The sequence below is a fragment of the Vulgatibacter sp. genome (genome assembly GCF_041687135.1).
In the GTDB taxonomy this organism is placed as follows: domain Bacteria; phylum Myxococcota; class Myxococcia; order Myxococcales; family Vulgatibacteraceae; genus JAWLCN01.
Genome location: NZ_JAWLCN010000003.1, coordinates 244,394 through 260,982, shown reverse-complemented (window position 1 = coordinate 260,982; position 16,589 = coordinate 244,394). Strand labels below are relative to the sequence as shown.

Sequence of the window (16,589 nt, the reverse complement as noted above, 5' to 3'; positions counted from 1 at the left end):
GACTACGGCTCCTGCACGGTGTCGATGGGGGTGATCACCGCGGACGGCCACTCGATCGAGAGGACGTCCCAGCGCTGATCGCGGGTCTCGAGGACGGTCGACATCTCCGCCTCCAGGACGCCGTAGACGTAGACGCGGAGAATGGCGGTGGTGGCGGGCTCGAGGGCGCCGTTGGTCTTGGCGAAGACCACCGCCACGTCGAACTTCCCGCCATCCGACGGCTTCGAGAAGACGATTCGCTCCGGGCCGAAGCCGCGGAGATCGTCGCGGGTGAGCCGCGGGTCGTCGGTGGTGTCGCCGAAGGTGCCGAAGTCCGGCGCGACGTTGCCGTAGTAGCAATCTTTCGCCGAGTAGAGCGGTGCGCCGTCGTCCAGCAGGTGGATGTCGAGATCGGTGTCCGGGTGATCCCAGACGAGCTCGAAGTAGAGGTCGTCCGCCGGCTTCACCTCGATGGTGATCGTCTCGCACGGCACCGCGGGGTTGTCGTCCGGGTGGAGGCAGGAGAGGCCGGTGCTGTCGGCGACGTCGAGGCCCACCACGTAGGTGCCCGGGAGGTCGGTGAGCAGGTTCGGCGTCGCTGCTGCAGGATCGTCGATCCGCGCCTCGGAGCCGAGGGGCTTGCGGTGGATCCGCCAGAGGTATTCCACCGGATCGTCGCCGTCCACGTCGTGGGACTCGCTGCCGTCCAGCGCCACCGGATCGCCGGGGGCGGGGACGCCGCTCACGTCGCCGATGACGGCGACGGGGGCGCGGTTCACCGTGGCGCCGAGGGTCACCACGATCTCCCGGTTCTCGGGATCGGTGGTGCCGATGGTGAGGGTGCCCTCGAGGGGCTCGTCCGGGCTCGCCTCGGTCGGCGAGCAGGCGACGAGCAGATCCACCGCGCCACCGGGCATCCCGTCCTCCGGAGGCGGCAGGCGTGCCGGGGTGCTGGCGGAGCCGAGAAGCGAGAACTCCGGCGCGCCGGCGAGCACGATGCTCTCGACGATGAGCGGGCCGGTGCCCACGGAGCGGATGGTCACCGTGCGCACTTCCTGGGTGCGCTCACCGACGCGTCCGAAGTCGAGGGAGCGCGGATCGATCTCGACCCGGCCCACGGTCGAGCCGCTGCCCTTCAGCACCACCACCACCGGCTGCTCGCGCTGGTCGTCGTGCTCGAGGGTGAGCGTCCCGTCGAATTCCGCCTGTGCAGGGGGCTGGAACTCGACCTCGACCACTTCCTCGTTGCCCGACTCGATCCGCAGGCCGTCGGGGCCGAGCGGCACCTTCACGCGGAAGGCGTCGTCGGAGCCCTCGATCACTGCCGTCCGCACGGTGAGGGGCGCAAGGCCCCCGTTCCGCACGAGCAGCTCGAGGACGACCTTGTCGAGGACGGGAACGGGGCCGTAGTCGAGGAGCTTCCGGCCGTCCTCGGTGACGTGGGTGGCGACCACGTCGATCGCCGGACCGACGTTGGTGACCTTGTCGTCGCCGCAGGCGGCGAGGACGAGCAGGGTGAGGCAGGCGGCTGCGAGCCGCAGGACTTCGCGTCTCACGGATCCCTCGGGAAATACTTGGCCTCGATGGTACTACCGGGCCCGGGCACGGCGTCGCCTTCGAAGACGAGTGAATTTTCGCGGCTGTCGAAGCTCATGCCGTTGCGGTCGGCGAACCAGGGGCTACAAGTCACCCGTCCCTGGCCACCGTCGCAGCTGCGCGTCACTTCGGAGCAGACCTCGGCGGAGAGGTGCGGCGAGCCCTCTTCGTAGTCACACGGGTAGTGGACCTGGACGGAGAGGAAATCCTCGGCGCCGATGCCGTCCGGATCGTCGCGATCGCGGGGCGGCGTGGAGAGCTGGAAGCGCTTGCGCAGACCGATGCCGGTGACCGCCAGATCCTCGAGGGTGGCGCCCCAGTCGTCGGTGCAGATCGAGCCGTGCACACCGCCGGTGAGATCGGCGATGGCCCTGTAGCGCAGGCCGGGCTCGGCGTCGTCGCCGCAGCCGTCGGGGACGGGGCCGGCGATCGCCGAGATGGCGACCGTGTTCTCGTTGCCGATCCCCTTGAGGCCTTCGAACTTCCGATGGAAATAGCGGATCTCACCGAAGGAGGAATCGTCCTCGTCGGAGACGATGATCACGTAGAGGTAGGCGCCCTGCCGCAGGAACATCGGCTCGTTGCTCGCGTCCTTGAGCGAAGCGGCGTTCTCGATGCCCAGCAGCGCCGACTCGAAGCCGGCCTCGAGGGCGCCGCCCTCCTGGATCCCGCCGATCGTCTGCTGGAATTTCTCGAGGGGGCTGTAGCCCATCCCGGGCTGCAGCACGAGGGGCGATCCGATCAGCCGACCGTTGCTGCGGTTGGCGTCGGTGGTGGTCACCCCGATGCGGTAGTCGACCTCGCCCGGCTCGCCGGCCCGGGACGGATCCGGGTCGATGAACTCGAGGAAGCGCGAGAAGTTGGCGGAAAGGGCAGCCTGCTCCTCGGCCATCGAACGGGAGTTGTCGATGACGAAGAGGATGTCGATCGACGAGGCCTTGAGCTGCTCGAAGCGGTCGACGACCGCCTCTTCCGGCGGCCGGTCGATGAGCCTCTCCCCGCCACAGGCGGAGAGGAGGAGAGCTGCGAGAGATGCGGAAATCTGGCGAGACATGGGACTCCAGCCTGGACGACGAGCAAGCGTCGGAGTCTAGGAATCGTGGCAAAAGGGTGTCAAACACCGCTAAAGACAGCGTCCCACCCCTTGGGCATCCTGTCCTAGTGCGCCTTTCTGCACCACCCCCCTTTGGCGAGGTTTCAGAAGGATTCAAATCGGTGTGCCTGCTTTTTGGGCAGTGCTGCCTTCCATGTGGGCAGCTGATCCGCCGGATCACCGGGCGATCGGCCTCCGAGCGCCGATCCGCCGGGCCAGGGGCGCTGGCCCGGTGCTTGCTCTAGAGCCAGGACGAACGGCGGCGCCCCGGCGCCTGCCGGAGTAGCAGGCGGCCGCGGCAGCGCGGCAGGGAAGGAAGGACGAGATGGCCGAGATGACTCCGAAGGACGTGATCGCCTACGCGAAGGACAAGCGCGTCCAGATGATCGACTTCAAGTTCATGGATTTCATCGGGATCTGGCAGCACTTCTCGATCCCGATGTCCGAGCTCGAGGAGGCGATCTTCGAAGAGGGCCTGGGCTTCGACGGGTCGTCGATCCGCGGCTGGGCCTCGATCCACGCCTCGGACATGCTGGTGGTCCCCGACGTCACCACCGCGGTGATGGACCCCTGCATCACCGACCCGACGCTGTCGCTGATCTGCAACATCGTCGATCCGATCACCAAGGAAGCCTACAGCCGCGACCCGCGCAACATCTGCCAGAAGGCGGAGCGCTACCTGAAGAGCACCGGCATCGCCGACACGGCCTTCTACGGACCGGAGCCGGAGTTCTTCATCTTCGACGAGGTCCGCTACGACACCGGCGCGAACCACTCGTTCTACAAGCTCGACTCGGACGAGGGGCAGTGGAACACCGGCCGTGAGGAGCCCGGCGGCAACCTCGGCTACAAGCCCCGCTACAAGGGCGGCTACTTCCCGGTGGGCCCCACCGACAAGCAGCAGGACATCCGCACCGAGATGTGCCGCCTCCTCGAGGCCGTGGGCATCCGGGTCGAGCGCCAGCACCACGAGGTCGCCACCGCAGGCCAGGCCGAGATCGACGTGCGCTTCAACAGCATGTTGAAGATGGCCGACCAGCTGATGTGGTTCAAGTACATCATCCGCAACGTCGCCTACCGCAACGGCAAGACCGTGACCTTCATGCCGAAGCCGCTCTACGGCGACAACGGCAGCGGCATGCACACCCACATGTCGCTCTGGAAGGACGGCCGCCCGCTCTTCGCCGGCGACGGCTACGCGGGCATGAGCGAGATGGCGATGTGGTACATCGGCGGCATCCTCAAGCACGGCCCCGCCCTCGCCGCGCTCTGCAACCCCACCACCAACTCCTACAAGCGGCTGGTGCCGGGCTTCGAGGCGCCGGTGAACCTCGCCTACTCGGCGCGCAACCGCTCCGCCGCGGTCCGCATCCCGATGTACTCGCCCTCGCCGAAGGCCAAGCGCATGGAGTTCCGTTCGCCGGATCCGTCCTGCAACGGCTACCTCGCCTTCGCGGCGATGCTGATGGCGGGCCTCGACGGCATCGAGAACCGCATCGATCCCGGCCAGCCCCTCGACAAGGACATCTACGGGATGAGCCCCGAGGAGCTGAAGGACATCCCGAAGATGCCCGAGTCCCTCGAGGGCGCCCTCGAGGCCCTGAAGAACGACCATGAGTTCCTGCTCAAGGGCGACGTCTTCACCGAGGACGTGATCCGCACCTGGATCGACACCAAGATGGAGAAGGAAGTGAACCCGGTCCGGATGCGTCCGTCGCCGATGGAGTTCGCGCTCTACTTCGACATCTAACGTCTCGTATCGGACGGAAGCCTCGTCCCTGGAAGGCCCGCCTCGCCCCTCTTTGGGGTGGCGGGCCTTCCGCGTATGCGCCCGGTGGACAACCCTACGCTCCACGGGGCACCTGCATCAGGAGGCCCCGGGGGGTACGGAGCCATGGCACAGCCGACGGTGCTGCTCGTCGAGGACGACGCGGTCCTCCGCAGCACGCTACGGGACCTGCTCGAAGCAGCGGGGCACCGGGTGATCGCAGCGCGCAATGGTGTCGAGGCCCACGCGCTCGCCGAGGTCCACCGGCCGGAGGCGATCGTCCTCGACCTGATGATGCCGGTGGCGGGCGGGTTCGACTTCGTGCAGCGGATCCGCGCGCAGGGGATCGACACCGTGCCCCTCGTCCTCTTCTCGGGGAGCGCCGACCTGGAGTTGGAGGCCCGGCGCATCGGCGCCGCGCGCTGGGTCCGCAAGCCCTGCCCGCCGGCGGAGCTCCTCGCGGCGGTGCACGCGGTCCTCGCCTGATCTGGCAGGTGCCGGGGAGGCGCATGGTCGGAGGGCTGTGGTAGCGTTCCTGCCATGCGTCTCCTCCGCCTGCTCCTCCTCCTGGTCGTCCCGGTCGTCTTCGTCGCCTGTGGCGACGAAGAGCCCGCCGAGGACCCCTGTCGCGGTGTCACCTGTCCGGAAGGCTTCAGCTGCCAGGCCGGCCAGTGTGTCGAGCGCCCCGTCGAACCGATCGAGAACCCCGGCTGCGAGGCCAACTCCGACTGCTTCCAGGATCCGCGCGGCGAGTTCTGCGACAGGAGCAGCGGCGACTGCGTCTCGTGCCTGAACGACACCCACTGCAGGGGCCGGAGCTGCACCGGCGGGATCTGCATGGGCTCGGTCTGCACCACCGACGCCGATTGCGCCGCGCCCACGCCGCGCTGCAACGAGGCGGGCGACGCGTGTGTGGCCTGCCTCGAGAGCGATGACTGCGCCGCTGGCGAGGCCTGCGAAGCGGGGAGCTGCGTGGCGGTGCCGGTGGAGTGCACCTCCGACGTCGAGTGCGAGGAGGCGGCGCCGGGCCGTCCGCTCTGCCTGGTCGAGGATGGCCGCGGCCTCTGTGTCGAGTGCCGGGGCGGCGCCGATTGCGGCGAGGGCATCGACTGCCTCGGCGGCGCCTGCGTCGACGTGCGCTGCGAGAGCGATCTCGACTGCGAAGCCTTCCCCGACCTGCCGGTCTGCAGCGACGAGGGACGCTGCGTCGGGTGCACCGGCGACGAGGATTGCGCCGAGGGCGAGAGCTGCAGCGAGGCCGGGATCTGCGAGCCGCCCTTCCGCTGCGGCAGCAACCAGGACTGCGCCGGCAATCCCGCCGGTGAAGTCTGCGATCCCGCCTCGGGCGCCTGCGTCGTCTGCACGGGTGACGCCGACTGCGCCATCGGCCAGCGCTGCGAGGAGCGCGCCGCCTGCGTGGCGATCGCCTGCGACACCGTGAACGACTGCCCGGTGGGCGCGCGCTGCGAGGCCGGCTCCTGCAGCGCCGCCGGCCCCTGCGGCAGCGGCGCCGACTGCGCCTTCGATCCGCGGGCGCCCGCCTGCAACGCCGAGGGCCAGTGCGTGGAGTGCACCGTCGACGCCGGCTGCGGCACCGGCGAGCGCTGCATCGACGAGGTCTGCACCGTCCCGCAGGAATGCGTCACCGACTCCGAATGCAGGGGCGGTTACGTCTGCGCCGGCGGCCTCTGCGGTGCCTGCCGCACCGACGACCAGTGCCCCCGCGGCATCTGCAGCGCAGGCGCCTGTATCGACGCGGCGACCTGCACCTCCGACGCCGATTGCGCCGACGGCGTCTGCTCGGGTGACGTCTGCAGCGACTGCGCCACCACCCTCGATTGCGCGCCGGGGCTCTGGTGCGCAGCAGGCCAGTGCGTGCAGCCGCCTTCCTGCACGGCAGATGTCGAGTGCGGCCCCGGCAGCATCTGCAACGGCGGGAGCTGCGTCGCCGCCAACTGCGCCGGCGACGTGGAGCCGGATCAGGGGCCCGCGCAGGCCCGGCCCTTCGCCCCCGGCGCCCCTGTTGCCGGCACCATCTGCAGCAACGACGAGGATTGGTACGTCTTCAACGCCGCGCCGGGGGCAGGCCTCTCCGCGCAGCTCCTCGCGCCGCCGCCCGGCACCACCCTCACCCTCGCCTGGTACGATCCCGCCACCAACGAGCTCCTGCAGCAGACGGGCATCGAGGGCAAGGTCCTGCGCCGCAGCCTCCCCGCCGCAGCGGTGGGTCGCTACTACCTCCGCGTCCACTCGGCCGGCGGGATGGTGGGGTCCTACAGCCTCCTCGCTTCGGTCGTTGCCGGCGGCGGCGCCTGCACCGACGCCCTCGAGCCCAACAACAACCGCACCAGCCCGCGCCCCGTCCCGGCCGATACGTGGCTGGAGGGGCTCGTGCTCTGCCCCGAGGTCGACCGCGCCGACGACGACTTCTTCTCGGTGGAGGTGCCCGCGGGCCGCTGGCTCCAGGCCTTCGTCTTCCCCGAGGCGAACGGCGAGGCGAGCCTCGAGATCTTCGACACCGCCGGTTCGCGGCTCTCCTCCGGCACCAACGTCGACTTCCTCGGCGGCGGCAAGACGGCTGCTGCAGCACCGGATGCTGCGGCGGACCGCACCCTGCTGGTGAAGGTGGCGGCGCCGGCGCCGGCACAGCGGCCGTACGCGCTCTACCTCTCGACCGCCGAGGATCCCGCCTGCGCCGCGGCGCCGCTGCTCATCACCAGCGGCGATCGCGCGCGGCTGGTGGGGGCGACGCTCGGCGGCGCGGTCGATCAGGGCGGCAGCGCCTGCGGCGGTGGCGGTCCCGATCTCGCCTACCGCGTGACCCTCGCCGAGAGCAGCCGCTTCCGGGCGGAGATCCGGGCGCCCTTCCCGGCGCGGCTCTCGCTCCGCGACGCCAGCTGCAGCGGCGAGCTCGCCTGCAGCGCGGCGCTCGCCACCGGCGAGGGGATCCTCGACGTGCCCCAGCTCGCTGCGGGCGACTACACACTGGTCGTCGGCGGGACGCCGCAGCGCGCTGGTCCCTTCACCCTGGCCGCCCAGGTGCTGCCGCCCCTCGTGCCTCCCGCCAACGACGTCTGCGGCGATGCGACGGCGCTCAACCTCGGCGGCGGCAGCGCCACCGTGCGCGGCAGCACCGCCGGCGCCAGCGCCGACGGCGCCTTGAGCTGCGGGCCCGGTGCACCCGAGGTGTACTACGAGATCCAGGTGCCGGCGGGCCGGCTCGTGATCGACCTGGCGGCGAACGGCCCTGCCTCGCTGGCGCTCCTCGACGCGGCCACCTGCGGCACCGAGCAGGCCTGCGTCGGGCCGCAGCAGCGCGCGCGCATCGACCAGCAGGTCGGCGCCGGGCGTTATGCGGTGGCGGTCGCCTCCACCTCCGGCACGGCGGTCGACTTCGACCTGACCGTGACCCTGCCGGCGACGGTGCTCAACGACGTCTGCGCCAACGCGTCGCCGCTGCCGCTCACCGGCACCATCGCCGGCGACAACACCTGGGCCGCCGACGATCTCTCGTTCCCGCTGGCGTCGAGCTGCACCGGTTACTTCACCACCGGCAACGACTCCTTCTACGAGTTCCAGCTCACCCAGGGGCAGACCGTGACCATCACCGTCACGCCGGAGCAGGGCTACGACGCAGCGGTCTACGTGCTCGGCGACGATTGCTCCGCGGCGACGCAATGCCTCGGCGGCGTCGACGCCGCCTTCGCCGGCGGCGCGGAGACGCTGGTCTTCACCGCGCCGGCTGCGGGGACCTACCGGGTGGTCGTCGACGGCGCCAGCGGCGGCGGGGCGTTCACGCTGCAGGCCCGGTAGGCTGCCGGGCACGGCAAGGCTGCTGCATGGTGCGTTTCGGCGGAGCGAGACACGAGGTCACGGTGGAGGGCGGCACCTTCGCCTACCTCGACGCCGGCGAGCGGGGCGCGCCGGTGGCGCTCTGCCTGCACGGCTTCCCCGATCACCCGCGGAGCTTCGAGCCGATCCTCGGCGCGCTGCTCAGTGCGGGCTACCGTGTAGTGGCGCCATGGATCCGTGGCTACCGCCCCAGCGTCTGCACCGGCCCCTACGATCCGGCGCGCCTCGGCAGGGACGCGGTGGAGCTCGCCGCTGCCTTCGCCGACGGGGGCAAGGTGCTCCTCGTCGGGCACGACTGGGGCGCCGTCGCCGGCTGGTACGCTGCGGCCCGGGCGCCGGATCGGATCGCGGCGCTGGTGGCGCTCGCGGTGCCCCATCCCCACGCCTTCCTGCGCAACCTGCGACGCCACCCCCAGCAGCTGATGCGGAGCTGGTACGTCGGCTTCTTCCAGCTGCCGTGGCTGCCGGAGCGGCTCCTCGCCGCCCACGACTTCGCCGCCGTCGACAGGCTCTACCGGGCGAGCACCGTGCCCCCGGGCAGGCCGCTGCCCTACCTGGACGAGCTGGTGGAGACGCTGCGCAGGAGCATGCCCGGGCCGCTCGGACCCTACCGCGCGCTGCCCCGCGGCAAGGCGCCGCGGGCGCTGGTGGTGCGGGTGCCCACGCTCTACCTGGCAGGTGGCCACGACCCGGCGGTGGCGGTGGAGATGGCGGAGGGGCAGGCGCGCTACGTCGAGGCGACGTTCGAGAGCCAGGTCTTCGAGAACGCCGGGCACTTCCTCCACCACGACCTGCCGGCGGAGGTGGGCGAGCGGATCGTGCGCTTCGCGCGGCGCTGGGCACGGTAGGTGCTTGGAGGCCGATCGAGCCGGATGCCCGACGACGTTGCCGGCGTGCGCTACCTCGTGGTGCGGAACTACTCGCCGAGGTAGGCCTTGCGGATCTCCGGGGCGTGGAGGAGGTCGCGGCCCGCGCCCTCCATCACCACCTCGCCGGTCTCGAGCACGTAGGCGCGGTGGGCGAGCTGCAGCGCCTTGGCGGCGTTCTGCTCGACGAGAAGGATCGAGACGCCCTCCTCGTTGATCGAGCGGAGGATGCCGAAAATCGTCTCCACGATCTGCGGCGCCAGGCCCAGCGACGGCTCGTCGAGGAGCAGCAGCTTCGGCCGCGACATCAGCGCCCGGGCCACGGCGAGCATCTGCTGCTCGCCGCCGGAGAGCGTGCCCGCCACCTGGCTGCGCCGCTCTTTGAGCCGGGGAAAGAGGGCGAAGCCCTTCTCCTTGTCGGCGGCGATCCCCGCCGTATCCCTGCGCAGGAAGGCACCGAGATCGAGGTTCTCCTCGACGGTGAGGTTGAGGAAGATCCCGCGGCCCTCGGGTGCGTGGGCCATGCCCCGCGGCACCAGCTTGTGGGCCTTCAGGGCGGTGACGTCCTCGCCGCCGAAGATCACCTGGCCGCTCGAGGGCTGGAGCATGCCGCTCACCGCCCGCAGCGTCGTCGTCTTGCCGGCGCCGTTGGCGCCGATGAGCGCGACCACCTCGCCTGCCCGCACCTGCAGCGAGACGCCGTGCAGCGCGTGGATCGCGCCGTAGTGCACGTGCACGTCGCGGAGCTCGAGGATCGACTCCGCCGCCAGCGCGGTGGGCGCCTGCATCTTCGCGGTGACCATCAATTCGCCTCCGCCGCTGCGGCGGCACCTGCGGGCGCCGCCTCTTCCGGCGCCTGCCCGAGATAGGCCTCGATCACCTTCGGATTGCGCCGCACCTGCTCCGGCGAGCCCTCGGCGATCATCACGCCGTGGTCGAGCACGTGGATCCGCTCGCAGACGCCCATCACCAGCTTCATGTCGTGCTCGATGAGCAGGATCGCCAGGTCGAACTCGTCGCGGATCCGGCGGATCAGCTCCATGAGATCGACCTTCTCCCTGCTGTTCATGCCGGCGGCGGGCTCGTCGAGGAGCAGCACCTTCGGCCCCGTGGCCAGCGCCCGCGCGATCTCGAGGCGCCGCTGCTCGCCGTAGGGCAGGTTCTTCGCCAGCTCCTCCCGCCGGTGGCCCAGCCCCATCACCTCGAGGAAGCCGTCGGCCCGCTCGGTGATCGCCCGTTCCTCGCGGAGGAACGCAGGCGTGCGCACCAGGCACTGCAGCCAGGAGGCCTTCGTGGTGTGGTGGCAGGCGATCCGCACGTTGTCGAGGGCGGAGAGCTCCTTGAAGAGCCGGATGTTCTGGAAGGTGCGGGCGAGGCCCCTGGCGGCGATCTTGTGGGGCCGGAGGCCGTTCACCACGCTCCCGTCGACCACCACCTCACCCGAGGTGGGCTGGTAGACCCCGGTGAGCACGTTGAAGGCGGTGGTCTTGCCCGCGCCGTTGGGACCGATGAGCCCGACGAGCTCACCGGCGCCGATCGCCAGCTCGAACTCGCACAAGGCCTTGAGGCCGCCGAATTGGATCGAGACCTGCCGAGCGTGGAGGATCGCGCTCACGACGCCGCCCCCTTCCGCGTGACGGCAGGGGCGCGGCGCCCGAGGCCGAAGAGCTCGCGGGAGCCGAAGAGGCCCTGCGGCCGCAGCAGCATCAGGGCGATGAGCAGCCCCGCGTAGATCACCATGCGGAAGTCGACGCCGGTCCAATCCTGCAGCGGCCGCAGCACCTCGGGGAGGATGGTGAGCAGCAGCGCCGCCACCAGCGCCCCGGAGATCGATCCGATGCCGCCCAGCACCACCATCGCCACGATCTCGATCGAGCGGACGAAGGTGAAGTCCTTGGGCGTGAGGATCTGCAGGTAGTGGCCGAGGAGGGAACCGGCCACGCCGGCGAAGAAGGCCGAGATCGCAAACGCCCGCACCTTGTAGCCGGTGGTGTCGACGCCCATCGACTCTGCGGCGATCTCGTCCTCCCGCACCGCGAGGAGCGCGCGGCCGTGGCTCGAGCCGAGGAGCCGCTGCGAGACGAGCACCACCACGCCCACCCAGAAGAGCACCCAGAAGATCGAGGTGGTCGGCGGGATCCCGACGAGGCCGGTGGCGCCGCCGAAGAAGACGGTGTTCTCGATCACCACCCGGATGATCTCGCCGAAGCCTAAGGTCACGATGGCCAGGTAGTCGCCGCGGAGCCGCAGCGAGGGGATGCCCACCAGCAGCCCGGCGACGGCGGCGAAGAGCCCGCCCACCAGCGTGGCGATCACGAAGAGGAGCTGGTCCGAGAACCAGGTGGGCACGCCGCTCAGCTGGTATTTGTTGCCGAAGGTGACGGTGATCGCCGCGGCGACGTAGCCGCCCACCGCCATGAAGCCCGCGTGCCCCAGCGAGAACTGGCCGGTGAAGCCGTTCACGATGTTGAGCGAGATGGCGAGGACCGCGTTGATGCCGGCCAGCCCCGCGATGTAGACGAGGTAGGAGTCGCCCTTCGTCGGCAGCAGCCAGCTCGCCACCAGGAGCAGCGGCACGCCGACGAAGGCGGGAACGAAGCTGCGCAGCCAGATGCGCCCGCTGCTCATACCTTCTCCGCCGCCATGCGGCCGAAGAGGCCCGCCGGCTTGAAGACCAGGATCAGGATGAGGATCCCGAAGGCCACCGCGTCGCGGTAGCTCGAGGCGCCATAGCCCACCACCAGCGCCTCGGTGAGGCCGATGACGATGCCGCCCACCATCGCGCCGCGGATGTTGCCGATGCCGCCGAGCACCGCGGCGACGAAGGCCTTGAGACCGAGCATCACACCCATCGTCGGCTCGATCCGCGGGTAGCCGAGGCCGACGAGGATGCCGGCTGCAGCGGCGAGCGCGGAACCCAGGGCGAAGGTGAAGCCGACCACGAAGTCGGGGTTGATCCCCATCAGGCTCGCGGTGCGCCCGTCGAAGGAGACCGCCCGCATCGCCGCGCCCATCTTCGAGTGGAAGATGAGCCGGTGCAGGCCGAACATCAGCGCCACCGTGGAGCCGAAGGTCACCGCCTGCAGGCTGGTGAGCGAGACGCCGGCGATGGCCACCAGCGGCACGTTGGGGATGAGGCTGGGGAAGAACTGCGGCGAGGGGCCCATGAACCAGGGCAGCTGCCCCACCGCCTGGATGAACATCGAGACGCCGATGGCGGTGATGAGGGCGTTGAGCCGCGGCTTGTCGCGCAGGGGCCGGTAGGCCACGCGCTCGATGATCAGGCCGAGCAGCGCGCAGACCACCATCGCCACGAGGAGGATGAGGAGGAAGCGCGGCTCCTCGCGGAACTTCGGGATGAAGCGCGTCGCGTAGAAGCCGGCGAAGGACCCCAGCATGAAGACTTCGGCGTGGGCGAAGTTGATCAGCTGGAGGACGCCGTAGACCATCGTGTAGCCCAGGGCGACGAGAGCGTAGACGGCGCCGAGGGAGAGGCCGTTGATCAGGTGCTGCAGCAGCTCGGTCACGAAGAAGGCCCTTACAGCGGTGCCCGACGCGGTCCCGAGAAGGACCGCGCTGGGCGTGAACGGCAGTGGTCGGAGATCCTACGGCTTGATGGTGGTGGCGTAGACGGCCTTGCCGTCCTCGACCTTGAGCACCACCGCGGGCTTCACCGCGTTGCGATCGCCGTCGATGGTGATCGCGCCGGTGACGCCTTCGTAGCCCTTCGTCCGCGCGAGCGCGTCGCGGATCTTCGCGCCGTCGAGGCTGCCGGCCCGGCGGATGGCGTCGGCGGCGATGTAGGCGGCGTCGTAGCCGAGGGCCGACATCGCGTCCGGCACCGTCTCCTCCTCGAAATGCTCTTTGTAGGAGGCGATGAACTTCTGGATCCGCGGCGCCGGATCGTCGAGCGAGTAGTGGTTCGAGAAGTAGGAGCCCTGCAACGCCTCGCCGCCGATCTCGTAGAGCTTCGAGGAATCCCAGCCGTCCCCGCCGAGCAGCGGCACGTCGATGCCGAGCTCGCGGGCCTGCCGGGCGATGAGGCCCACGTCGGTGTAATAGCCGGGCACGAAGATCGCCTGGGGCTCGAGGCCGCGGAGCGCGGTGAGCTGCGCCTTGAAGTCGATGTCCTGCGCCGAGTAGCTCTGGTCGCCGACCACCTTGCCGCCGAGCCTGGTGAAGCTCTCGACGAAGAAGTTGGCGAGGCCCACCGAGTAGTCGTTCCGCACGTCGCGGAGGATCGCCACCTTCTCGAGCTTCAGCTCCTCGCGGGCGAACTTCGCCATCACCGTGCCCTGGAAGGGATCGATGAAGCAGATGCGGAAGACGTAGTCCTTGCCCTCGGTGACCCGGGGGTTGGTGGAGGCGTGGGTGATCATCGGCACGCCGTTGGCCTGCGCGATCGGCGCCATCGCCAGTGAGCGGGCCGAGGCCACCTCGCCAAGGAGCACGTGCACCTTGTCCTGCACGATGAGGCGGGTGGCGGCAGCTGCCGCCTCCGTGGGTTTGCCCTGGTCGTCGTAGGTGATGACCCGGATCTTCTTGCCCAGCACGCCGCCGGCCTCGTTGATCTCCTTCACCGCCAGGGCGATGCCCTTCTTCGTCGAGGTGCCGAAGGTGGCTTCCTGGCCCGTGAGCGAGCTCACTTCACCGAAGAGGATTTCATCGCCGCCGCTGCGTTCCTGCGCTGCTGCCGCGCCCGCGGGGGCGGCTGCCTTCTTCTCTTCACAGCCGGTGAGGGAAGCGAGAAGTACGGCGGCGACGGCGAAGAGCGGCGCGATGGAGAGCCCGCGGGCGTGCATTCCTACCCCCAAGGAAAACGTGCGGTTGAGAAGGGAGAATTCGAGCACGGCTTCTCACGGACGGTCAACCTGCCGCAGGGCGGAAGCGGCTCCTTCTCACAGGCCGTTTGACACGCCAGGGAGGTGGGGATAGCCAGATGGAACCTATGCACCGCCCCCTGATCCTCCTCGTCGACGACAACCGCGAGCTGGCCGACCTGCTGTCGCAGGTCTTCCAGGAGGCGGGCTATCGCACCCGGGTCTGCTACCGCGGCAGGGCCGCCCTCGAAGCGATCGACGCCGAGGCGCCGGACGCCGCGGTGGTCGACATGCTCCTGCCCGACGTGATGGGCACCGAGGTCGGCAAGGTCCTCGCGCAGCGCGCGATCCCCTTCGTCTTCGCCACCGGCGTCTTCAAGGGGCGCCAGCACGCCCGGGACGCGGAGGAGAAGTACGGCGCCCGGGCCCACTTCGAGAAGCCCTTCGCCGCGGGATCGCTCCTCGCGGCGATGAAGGAGATCGTGGCGCCGCCGCCGCCAGCCGAGGCCGCTTCCGACGAGTCGATGGAGGTCGAGCTCGACATCGACGTGGAGACCGAGCCGGACGCCACGCCGATGGCGCCGCTGGAGATGACCGGCCAGGTCGCGCTCCGGGGCCCGATGGTGCAGGCGGTCCTGCGGGGCGACGACTTCCGCCTCGAGGCGCCGCTTCGTGGTCAGACCCTGGTGCGCACGGGGCCGATTCCGACGCAGCCGCAGCAGCGCGTGCAGCGGGGCGCGCTCCGCGACAACCTGCCCCAGCTCGTCACCGCCTTCTGGCTCCTCCAGGAGACCGGCGAGCTCTGGCTGCAGCGGGGCAAGGTGAAGAAGGCGATCTGGTTCGAGAAGGGGGCGCCGGTCTTCGCGCTCTCCAACCTCGCGGCGGACCGCTTCGGCACCTTCCTCGTGCGCCTCGGTCGCATCACCCCCGAGCAGCTGCGGGAGGCGACCGCGCGCGCCGTCGCCGAGAAGCGCCGCACCGGCGACGTACTCGTCGCGATGGGCGTGCTCCAGGACGCCGAGCGGCTCTACTACGTGGCGCAGCAGGTGAAGGCGATCCTCTACTCGCTCTTCGCCTGGTCGGACGGCGAGTACGTGATGACCTTCCAATCCCGGGCGGCGATGGAGCCGCTGCGCCTCGGGCTCCATCCCGCGCAGCTGATCAGCCGGGGGATCAAGAAGCTCTACGGTGTCGACCGGCTGCAGCGGCTGCTCCTCCTCGAGGACCGGCTCGCGCCTTCGCCGGAGCCGGCCTACCAGCTGGCGGACGCGGGCCTCGAGCCGTGGGAGGAGCAGCTCCTCGCGCGGATCGACGGCGAACGCACCGTGGCGGAGCTCCTCGCCATGTCGGGGAAGCCCCGCGAGGTGGTCTATGCCGCCCTCGCGGTGCTGCTGGCGCTTCGCTTCGTCGAGAAGAGTTAGACCTCGGTCGGATCGCGGCCGGTCGTGCTCGCGAGCAGCGGGCTCGCGGCGCGCACCCGCTCGATCACCGCGCGGTGCTCGGCGCAGCCGACGACGTTGCGAAACGCCTCCGCTGCTGCGGCGGGCCGCACGTAGCGCTGCACCAGGGCGTCGACCCGGCGCCGCGCCTCCTGCACCCGGGCGAGCGGCACGTCGCCCCGCGCCACCGCAGCGGCGAGCAGATCGATCGCCCGGTGCTGCACGTCCGCGTGGTGGCAGACCAGGAAGAGGTCGACGCCGGCGTTGATGCCGCGGACCACCGCCTCCTCGAGGCCGTAATGCTCCGCGATCGCCTTCATTTCGAGATCGTCGGAGATGACCACGCCGTCGAAGCCCATCCGGTCGCGGAGGATGCCGTCGAGGGCGGGCCGGCTCATCGTCGCCGGGTAGCGGGCGTCGAGGGGCTCGAAGATCACGTGGGCCGTCATGATCGAGGCGACGCCGGCGCGGATCGCCATCTCGAAGGGTGGTAGCTCCACCGACTCGAGGCGCTCGAGGGAGTGGGGCAGGCGGGGCAGGTCGACGTGGCTGTCCTGGGAGGTGTCGCCGTGGCCGGGGAAGTGCTTGCCGCAGGCGGCGACGCCGGCGCGCTGCAGGCCGCGGATCAGCGCGGCACCCAGCCGGCCCACCGCCTCCGGGCTCCGGGCGAAGGAGCGGTCGCCGATCACCGGGTTGGCCGGATTGGTGTCCACGTCGAGCACCGGGGCGTAATCGAGATCGACGTTCACCGCCCGGAGCTCCCGCCCCAGGACCGCGCCCACCGCCTCGGCGAGGCTCTCGTCGCCGGCGGCGCCGAGGGCGCGCATCGCCGGGATCTCGGAGAAGGGATCGCGCAGGCGCATCACCCGCCCGCCCTCCTGATCGACCGAGGTGAGGAAGGGCCTGCCTGCGCTCGATTTCAGCTCCGCGCAGAGAGATGCAAATTGTATCGGATTTTCCACGTTGCGGCGGAAGAGGATCGCGCCGGCCACGCCGAGCTCCTGGAGCTCCCTGACCTCCGAAGGCACGGAAAGCCCCGGAAACCCTACGCAAAAAAGCCCGGCAACCAATCTCTTTACATCACCCGTGGCGTTCATCGATAACACACTCTGGCTACGCTTTTTGACCGGCGGTGCGTGCTCCCATGTTCGTGGGAGGCAAAAGCGAGCCGTATCG

At 70.1% G+C, this 16,589-nt stretch carries 13 protein-coding genes; 5 read left to right on the top strand and 8 right to left on the bottom strand.

The genetic code is table 11. From position 1 onward, the window contains the following. Nucleotides 1-2: 2 nt before the first annotated feature. Both ACESMR_RS08550 and ACESMR_RS08545 read right to left on the bottom strand, forming a co-directional pair. Complete coding sequence (locus ACESMR_RS08550) at nucleotides 3-1,535, bottom strand: choice-of-anchor D domain-containing protein (protein ID WP_373046633.1); 1,533 nt, start codon at nucleotides 1,533-1,535, stop codon at nucleotides 3-5. Then, nucleotides 1,532-2,629, bottom strand: a complete 1,098-nt coding sequence (locus tag ACESMR_RS08545; protein ID WP_373046632.1) for a hypothetical protein — start codon at nucleotides 2,627-2,629, stop codon at nucleotides 1,532-1,534. Before ACESMR_RS08545 ends, ACESMR_RS08550 begins: the two co-directional genes overlap by 4 nt. Nucleotides 2,630-2,993: 364 nt before the next feature. On the opposite strand from ACESMR_RS08545, the gene glnA reads away from it, so the two are divergent. The 4 genes from glnA (at nucleotide 2,994) to ACESMR_RS08525 (ending at nucleotide 9,136) form a co-directional block, all read left to right on the top strand. After that, nucleotides 2,994-4,418 carry a type I glutamate--ammonia ligase gene (gene glnA, locus ACESMR_RS08540; RefSeq protein WP_373046631.1) on the top strand — a complete coding sequence of 475 codons (1,425 nt, stop codon included), beginning with the start codon at nucleotides 2,994-2,996 and terminating at the stop codon, nucleotides 4,416-4,418. A gap of 144 nt (nucleotides 4,419-4,562) precedes the next feature. Next, nucleotides 4,563-4,922: a response regulator transcription factor gene (locus ACESMR_RS08535; protein ID WP_373046630.1), complete on the top strand. Its 360-nt coding sequence runs from the start codon at nucleotides 4,563-4,565 to the stop codon at nucleotides 4,920-4,922. A gap of 54 nt (nucleotides 4,923-4,976) precedes the next feature. After that, nucleotides 4,977-8,249, top strand: coding sequence for a PPC domain-containing protein (locus tag ACESMR_RS08530; protein WP_373046629.1), 3,273 nt, complete (start codon nucleotides 4,977-4,979; stop codon nucleotides 8,247-8,249). Between the two features lie 26 nt (nucleotides 8,250-8,275). Then, nucleotides 8,276-9,136 (top strand): alpha/beta fold hydrolase, encoded by an 861-nt coding sequence (locus ACESMR_RS08525; protein WP_373046628.1) that lies wholly within the window; start codon nucleotides 8,276-8,278, stop codon nucleotides 9,134-9,136. A gap of 68 nt (nucleotides 9,137-9,204) precedes the next feature. Here ACESMR_RS08525 and ACESMR_RS08520 read toward each other — a convergent pair whose 3' ends face one another. From ACESMR_RS08520 to ACESMR_RS08500, 5 genes are all read right to left on the bottom strand, one after another. Continuing rightward, the gene (locus ACESMR_RS08520; protein ID WP_373047106.1) at nucleotides 9,205-9,942 is read right to left on the bottom strand and encodes an ABC transporter ATP-binding protein; all 738 of its coding nucleotides are present in this window, start codon (nucleotides 9,940-9,942) and stop codon (nucleotides 9,205-9,207) included. Between the two features lie 14 nt (nucleotides 9,943-9,956). Beyond that, complete coding sequence (locus ACESMR_RS08515; protein WP_373046627.1) at nucleotides 9,957-10,769, bottom strand: ABC transporter ATP-binding protein; 813 nt, start codon at nucleotides 10,767-10,769, stop codon at nucleotides 9,957-9,959. Beyond that, complete coding sequence (locus ACESMR_RS08510; RefSeq protein WP_373046626.1) at nucleotides 10,766-11,782, bottom strand: branched-chain amino acid ABC transporter permease; 1,017 nt, start codon at nucleotides 11,780-11,782, stop codon at nucleotides 10,766-10,768. Before ACESMR_RS08510 ends, ACESMR_RS08515 begins: the two co-directional genes overlap by 4 nt. Next, on the bottom strand, nucleotides 11,779-12,681 hold the full coding sequence (locus ACESMR_RS08505; protein WP_373046625.1) for a branched-chain amino acid ABC transporter permease: 903 nt from the start codon (nucleotides 12,679-12,681) through the stop codon (nucleotides 11,779-11,781). Before ACESMR_RS08505 ends, ACESMR_RS08510 begins: the two co-directional genes overlap by 4 nt. 78 nt (nucleotides 12,682-12,759) lie before the next feature. Then, complete coding sequence (locus ACESMR_RS08500) at nucleotides 12,760-13,956, bottom strand: ABC transporter substrate-binding protein (RefSeq protein WP_373046624.1); 1,197 nt, start codon at nucleotides 13,954-13,956, stop codon at nucleotides 12,760-12,762. Nucleotides 13,957-14,093: 137 nt separating this feature from the next. Between ACESMR_RS08500 and ACESMR_RS08495 the strand changes: the two genes are divergently transcribed. After that, nucleotides 14,094-15,395 carry a response regulator transcription factor gene (locus ACESMR_RS08495; RefSeq protein ID WP_373046623.1) on the top strand — a complete coding sequence of 434 codons (1,302 nt, stop codon included), beginning with the start codon at nucleotides 14,094-14,096 and terminating at the stop codon, nucleotides 15,393-15,395. On the opposite strand, the gene nagZ is transcribed toward ACESMR_RS08495, so the two are convergent. Beyond that, nucleotides 15,392-16,510 (bottom strand): beta-N-acetylhexosaminidase, encoded by a 1,119-nt coding sequence (nagZ, locus tag ACESMR_RS08490; protein ID WP_373046622.1) that lies wholly within the window; start codon nucleotides 16,508-16,510, stop codon nucleotides 15,392-15,394. The two genes, ACESMR_RS08495 and nagZ, sit on opposite strands and share 4 nt — an antisense overlap. Nucleotides 16,511-16,589 lie beyond the last annotated feature (79 nt).

Excerpts from the sequence above, each read along its gene's own strand:
- ACESMR_RS08545 (WP_373046632.1), bottom strand. The coding sequence starts at position 2,629 with ATGTCTCGCCAGATTTCCGCATCTCTCGCAGCTCTCCTCCTCTCCGCC.
- glnA (WP_373046631.1), top strand. The coding sequence starts at position 2,994 with ATGGCCGAGATGACTCCGAAGGACGTGATCGCCTACGCGAAGGACAAG.
- ACESMR_RS08535 (WP_373046630.1), top strand. The coding sequence starts at position 4,563 with ATGGCACAGCCGACGGTGCTGCTCGTCGAGGACGACGCGGTCCTCCGC.
- ACESMR_RS08530 (WP_373046629.1), top strand. The coding sequence starts at position 4,977 with ATGCGTCTCCTCCGCCTGCTCCTCCTCCTGGTCGTCCCGGTCGTCTTC.
- ACESMR_RS08525 (WP_373046628.1), top strand. The coding sequence starts at position 8,276 with ATGGTGCGTTTCGGCGGAGCGAGACACGAGGTCACGGTGGAGGGCGGC.
- ACESMR_RS08520 (WP_373047106.1), bottom strand. The coding sequence starts at position 9,942 with ATGCAGGCGCCCACCGCGCTGGCGGCGGAGTCGATCCTCGAGCTCCGC.
- ACESMR_RS08510 (WP_373046626.1), bottom strand. The coding sequence starts at position 11,782 with ATGAGCAGCGGGCGCATCTGGCTGCGCAGCTTCGTTCCCGCCTTCGTC.
- ACESMR_RS08500 (WP_373046624.1), bottom strand. The coding sequence starts at position 13,956 with ATGCACGCCCGCGGGCTCTCCATCGCGCCGCTCTTCGCCGTCGCCGCC.
- ACESMR_RS08495 (WP_373046623.1), top strand. The coding sequence starts at position 14,094 with ATGGAACCTATGCACCGCCCCCTGATCCTCCTCGTCGACGACAACCGC.
- nagZ (WP_373046622.1), bottom strand. The coding sequence starts at position 16,510 with ATGAACGCCACGGGTGATGTAAAGAGATTGGTTGCCGGGCTTTTTTGC.